At 70.6% G+C, this 3,361-nt stretch carries 4 protein-coding genes; all 4 read left to right on the top strand.

Annotation, left to right across the window (positions count from 1 at the left end):
* A partial coding sequence (locus G6027_RS09885; RefSeq protein WP_182637026.1) for a DUF2470 domain-containing protein occupies window positions 1-486 on the top strand: 486 nt, incomplete at its 5' end.
* A gap of 270 nt (window positions 487-756) precedes the next feature.
* On the top strand, window positions 757-1,431 hold the full coding sequence (locus tag G6027_RS09890; RefSeq protein ID WP_346995680.1) for a hypothetical protein: 675 nt from the start codon (window positions 757-759) through the stop codon (window positions 1,429-1,431).
* Window positions 1,412-1,975, top strand: a complete 564-nt coding sequence (gene dcd / locus G6027_RS09895; RefSeq protein ID WP_107746723.1) for a dCTP deaminase — start codon at window positions 1,412-1,414, stop codon at window positions 1,973-1,975. The genes G6027_RS09890 and dcd overlap by 20 nt, the downstream gene beginning before the upstream one ends.
* Window positions 1,976-2,089: 114 nt before the next feature.
* Window positions 2,090-3,361 (top strand): UDP-glucose/GDP-mannose dehydrogenase family protein (locus tag G6027_RS09900; RefSeq protein ID WP_182637028.1); only part of this gene is annotated, 1,272 nt, incomplete at its 3' end.

The following is a 3,361-nucleotide window of genomic DNA, read 5'->3' on the forward strand; positions in this document are numbered from 1 at the left end:
CCGTGTGACGACGAGTGCGCAGTCGCGCGCGGTGTCGTCACCATCTCCGGCATCGTCACGGCGTCCTCGGCACCGCGGCGGCGGAGGCTGGTCGCCGCCGACGGCGGGCCCGGCCCGAACGGTGAGACCGGATCATTGCGCCTGAGCGAACTGCAGCCGCTCGGGGTCTCCTACCTGTGTGCTGACGGCGCGTACGTGATCCCCCGGGGTGACCTCGCGGCGGCGGCGGTCGACCCGATCGGCATCGACGAGCAGGCGTGGTTGCGCCGTCTCGGAGCCGACACCGGACTCGCGGCGCGGCTGGCACTCCGCGCCGGCCGTCAGATCGCCGGTACCCATCCGTGGATCGTGGGCATCGACAGGTACGGCCTGGATCTCTCGGTCGGGTCCGCGACCGGGCCCAGGGAGGTCGTGAGAATCCCGTTTGCGCAGGTCTGTGGCGATTCCGAGGATGCGCAGAGGGAGCTGGACAGCCTCGGCGGCTGAGGCCGGCTCGGATCATTTCCCACCAGTGTGCACGAAACCCTTGCGCTAGAGGTAAGGCTTACCTAAGTTAGTCGCTGCGGGTAGTCACGTCCCCGCCCCCGGACCGTTCCGGCGCCTTTCCCTGGAGGCGTCGGAGCGGTGCGGGAACGACGACGAGGAGTTCGCATGCGATCACTGGTGGGGCCTGTCCCGGAGCCCGCGGAACGAGTGAGCTCGGCGCTGCGCCGGTGCCCCCGGGCCGCGCTGAGTCTCCCTTCAGTCTCGGCCGCCGTGCCCCCTCCCGAGGTGAGCCTGGTGCACCAGGTGCCCGGGACCGCCGACCTCTGGGTTGCGCTGCCCATGGCCAACGCGGTCACGATCGGCGTCGGGGGAGTGCGGGCGAGGCTCGAGGTCCTGGACGAGCTAGTCGGGGGAGCGGCCGAGGGGCGCTGTCGCCGTATCGTCGTCGTCGAGGGGCTTGTGGAGTTGCCGGGCGTGCGCGCCCAGCGCCGCACCGCGGGCGAGATCGCCCGCGACCTCCCCGACCCCGTCCTGTTGGACGTGGGGACCGGTATCGCATTGGTCCGGCTCCGCGCCGAGCGGATCGTGCTGACCGACGACGACGGGGTGACCGACATGGACCCCGAGGACCTGGCGACCTCCGGGCCCGACCCCTTCGCCGACCTCGAGGGGCACTGGTTGAATCATCTCAACGACCCGCGCTGCCAGGTGGTGCCGCGGATGGCGCTGCGCGTGTGCCGCTGCCTCCCGGCCGAGCGGCCGCTGCTGGTCGGCATCGACCGCGCCGGCGTGGACATCGAGCTCGTCGGGCGCGACGGGCGCATCCACCGGGAGCGGCTGCCCTTCGCCGAGGCGTGCGTGGGCGTCACCGAGTTGGGCACCCAGCTCCGACTGCTCGCCGGTTGCTCGCGATACCCTCTTAACCGTGCTGCTCTCCGACCGTGACCTCCGCTCCGAGCTCGCCGACGGGCGGCTCACGATCGACCCCCTGGACTCCTCGCTGATCCAACCGTCGAGCATCGACGTGCGCCTCGACAGCCTGTTCCGGGTGTTCAACAACTCGCGTTACACGCACATCGACCCGGCGCAGCAGCAGGACGACCTCACCGAGCTGGTCGAACCAGCCGAGGGGGATCCGTTCGTGCTGCACCCGGGCGAGTTCGTCCTGGGGGCCACACTCGAGCGACTGGCCCTGCCCGACGACCTTGCGGGCCGGCTCGAGGGCAAATCCTCACTCGGTCGACTCGGTCTGCTCACGCACTCCACCGCCGGGTTCATCGACCCCGGGTTCGAGGGTCACATCACGCTGGAGCTGTCCAACGTGGCGAACCTGCCCATCACGCTGTGGCCGGGGATGAAGATCGGCCAGCTGTGCCTGTTCCGGCTGTCCAGCCCTGCCGAGGTCCCGTACGGCACCGCCGCGACGGGCTCCAAGTACCAGGGACAGCGCGGCCCGACGGCCTCCAAGGCGTACCTCAACTTCCGCTGAGCAGACTCGTCGGTGGATCGGGCCCGTCGGTGGATCGGGCCCGGCCACAGTACGCTCGTCCCGCGTTCACCCCGGTGTTCCCGTGAGGACGTCCGGGGACGGTAGAACTGCTCCATGCGTATGACCGTGTTCGGGACCGGGTATCTGGGGGCCACCCATGCCGCCTGCATGGCCGAGTTGGGTCACGAGGTGCTGGGGGTGGACGTCGACGAGGCGAAGATCGAGCGCCTGCGGGCCGGCGAGGTGCCGTTCTACGAGCCGGGGTTGCCGGAGATCCTGCTCCGGCAGGTGGAGGCCGGTCGGGTGCGGTTCACCACGGACTACGCCGAGGCCGCGGAGTTCGCGGACCTGCACTTCATCGGGGTCGGTACCCCTCAGCGCAAGGGGGAGTTCGCGGCCGACACCTCGTATGTGGAGGACGTGGTGGCGCGGCTGTCGCCGCTGTTGACCTCGAACGCGGTGGTCGTGGGCAAGTCGACGGTGCCCGTGGGGACCGCGGCGCGGTTGCAGGAGATCGCCGACGAGCACTCGCGTCAGGGTGTGCGGGCGGAGGTGGTGTGGAACCCGGAGTTCCTGCGGGAGGGTTTCGCGGTGGCCGACACACTGCGACCGGACCGGATCGTGGTGGGGGTGCGTGAGCCCGGTGGCTGGGCCGAGGACGTGGTGAGGCAGGCGTACGCGCCGATCCTGGAGTCGGACCCGTGTCCGGTGATCGTGACGGACCTGGCGACCGCCGAGTTGGTCAAGGTCAGCGCGAACGCGTTCCTGGCGACCAAGATCAGTTTCATCAACGCCGTGTCGGAGGTGTGTGAGGCGGCGGGCGCGGATGTGACGGTGCTGGCGGATGCGATCGGGATGGACCCGCGGATCGGGCGGCGGTTCCTGGGCGCGGGGCTGGGGTTCGGTGGGGGGTGCCTGCCCAAGGACATCCGGGCGTTCATGGCCCGCGCCGGTGAGCTGGGCGCCGATCAGGCGATGTCGTTCCTGCGGGAGGTCGACTCGATCAACATGCGGCGCCGGGAGCGGATGGTCGATCTGGCGACCGAGGCGTGTGGGGGGATGTTGATCGGCAAGACGATCGCGGTGCTGGGGGCGGCGTTCAAACCGGACTCCGACGACGTGCGGGACTCGCCGGCGTTGAACGTGGCGGGGATGCTCTCCCTCAAGGGGGCGCAGGCGGTGGTGTACGACCCGCAGGCGCTGGACAACGCGCGGGCGTTGTTCCCGACGCTGGCGTACGCGGGGTCGGCGATCGAGGCGTGCGAGGGCGCGGACGTGGTGCTGGTGGCCACCGAGTGGGCCGAGTTCCTCGAGCTGGACCCGGCGGCCGTGACGGCGGTGGCGCGCGGGCGGATCATGCTGGACGGCCGCAACTGCATGCCCGCC

Source organism: Dietzia sp. SLG310A2-38A2, from assembly GCF_014145095.1.
Lineage (GTDB): Bacteria > Actinomycetota > Actinomycetes > Mycobacteriales > Mycobacteriaceae > Dietzia.